2 protein-coding genes and 1 pseudogene (1 of these 3 only partly in view) are annotated in these 2,262 nt (G+C 51.3%); all 3 read left to right on the forward strand.

Annotation, left to right across the window (positions count from 1 at the left end):
- On the forward strand, window positions 1-27 hold part of the coding region annotated (locus tag QVO97_RS11550) for a GGDEF domain-containing protein (RefSeq protein ID WP_288189738.1) (this coding region is incomplete at its 5' end). 571 nt of the annotated region lie to the left of the window's left edge; 27 of 598 annotated nt are visible.
- 7 nt (window positions 28-34) lie between these two features.
- Entirely contained in the window at window positions 35-2,011 is a 1,977-nt protein-coding gene (locus QVO97_RS11555; RefSeq protein ID WP_288189740.1) for an ATP-binding protein, read from the forward strand.
- Between the two features lie 39 nt (window positions 2,012-2,050).
- Window positions 2,051-2,262: pseudogene (locus tag QVO97_RS11560) on the forward strand (ATP-binding protein); the annotation flags it as partial.

The following is a 2,262-nucleotide window of genomic DNA, read 5'->3' on the forward strand; positions in this document are numbered from 1 at the left end:
CTACCGGGCACTCCGTGCCAGTGCTGATTTCTTTTTGGCGTCAGACGGAAGCTATTCCGGTGCGGCGGAGCAGATAGCAGCGGAACGGGTGGCTCGTGCTGACCGCGCCCACATCCGCCAGAGCCTGCAGGTTTCAGAGCTTTCCGGGAAGCTGCAGGCGGAGGGAGATCTACTCGAATTGCAGTATGACACGAACGGTCAGGGACTCTACAGCCGCCTGACGCTGATCCCGGTAGATTGGGATGAGGAAGGAAAGCTGCATCATTTCCTGCTGGCATTTGAGACGATCCGGAAAAGTTCAGAAGGGCGGGCAGATGCGAAGGAACAGCTGACGCTTTATTATGAACAGCTCAAACAGTCGATTCTGGAAAATGACAGCTATGTGGATGCACTCCTGGATCTGTCGGATATGATATATACAGTTAATTTGACAAAGGATATTCTGGAGAAGAGTGTTGTCTTGAATGGAAAAGACGAGGAATGCCGGGAGCTATTTATGGACTATCCGCTGCCGTGTTCTTACCGTGATTATTGCAGTGAATATATGAAGATGGTTACCCAGGAGACCTTGGGAAGCTATCGTCTGGCAGATGATCCGGCTAAGCTGTTGAAGCGGTTTGAGGCAGGGGAGAAACATATTTCCGTGGAATACTGTATCCAGGAGGAAGATGGCACGATCTGCTGGGTACAGAAAACAGTTCTGATGACGCAGACGATCGTGTTTGATACGGAGCTTTCTTGTGAGATGCCGGTGGTTCATGCGATCATTCTTCTGCAGGATACGTCGCAGATGCACGCGCGGGATGAACAGGAGCACGCGCGCCTGCAGGCGGCATTTGATGAAATGCGGACGGCAAACCGGGCGAAAACAGATTTCTTAAGCCGCATGAGTCACGATATCCGGACACCGCTCAATGGCATTATCGGGCTTTTGAAAATCGATGAGACACATTTTGAAGATAAGGAGATGGTGATGGAAAATCACCGGAAAATGCAGGTAGCGGCGGGGCATCTGCTGTCCCTCATCAATGATGTGCTGCAGATGAGCAAGCTGGAAGAGGGAAAGATCATTCTGGCACATGATTATATTTCATTGGAAGAGATGACGCGCGATATCGTGAGCATTATCATCGAGCGCGCGGTAGATGCGGGCATTCAATGGGAGTATGATAGAAGGGAAGCGGAGATTCCGTATCCGTATATTTACGGCAGCCAGCTCCATCTGCGCCAGATTTTCCTGAATATTTATGGAAACTGCATCAAATACAATCGTCCGGGCGGAAAAATCAGTACCAGGGTGGAGGCGCAGGATGTACGGGACGGCTGGTGCGTCTATAGGTGGACGATCTCGGACACGGGAGTTGGCATGAGCCAGGAATTTCTGGATCACATCTTTGACCCGTTTGCACAGGAGAAAAATGATGCGCGCAGTGTTTATCAGGGAACTGGGCTTGGAATGACGATCGTCAAAGGGCTGATTGAACAGATGCACGGAAACATCGAAGTGACGAGTGAGGTCGGCATTGGAACGACGTTTGTGGTGGAAATTCCATTTGAGATTGCACCGCCGCCGGAGGAGTTCCCGGTTAAAGAAGCAGCGCCGTCAGGAGATATTCACGGTTTGAAGCTGCTTTTGGCGGAGGACAATGAGTTGAATGCAGACATCGCGGAAACACTTCTGACCGATGCGGGTGCCCATGTCACGATTGTGAAGAACGGGAAGAAGGCAGTAGACTGCTTTGAGGCGGCACCTCCGGGGACGTTCGATGCGATTCTCATGGATGTGATGATGCCGGTGATGGATGGTCTGGCTGCGACACGCGCGATCCGGGCGATTCCGCGGGCGGATGCAAGGCAGATTCCGATTCTTGCCATGACGGCAAATGCCTTTGAAGAGGATGCCAGGCAGTGCTTGGCAGCTGGGATGAATGTGCATCTGGCAAAACCACTGCAGATGGATAAGGTGCTGGCGGCGCTCATGGAGTGCTGCGGCAAAAAGAAGGATCTATAAAGTTTGGAAAGGTCGAAAAGGAACGCAGGCGGTACAGGTATGAAAGCAATCTCTATTTACACGATTACCCGAAATCAGAATACGGAATACCTTCAAAAGCTGGAACGACAGCTTTCGGGGCGGGATGTATTTCTGAAAATACGGGAATGGGAGCTGGACAGCATGAAAGCGCTTGTTTCGGAGTTGGAGAGACATATGCAGGCGGTGTACGCACTGCGTTTTTTCTATTCGTTTCAGATTCCGAGACTGGG

The organism is Clostridium sp. CAG:43, from assembly GCF_000434655.1.
Taxonomy (GTDB): domain Bacteria; phylum Bacillota; class Clostridia; order Lachnospirales; family Lachnospiraceae; genus Otoolea; species Otoolea fessa.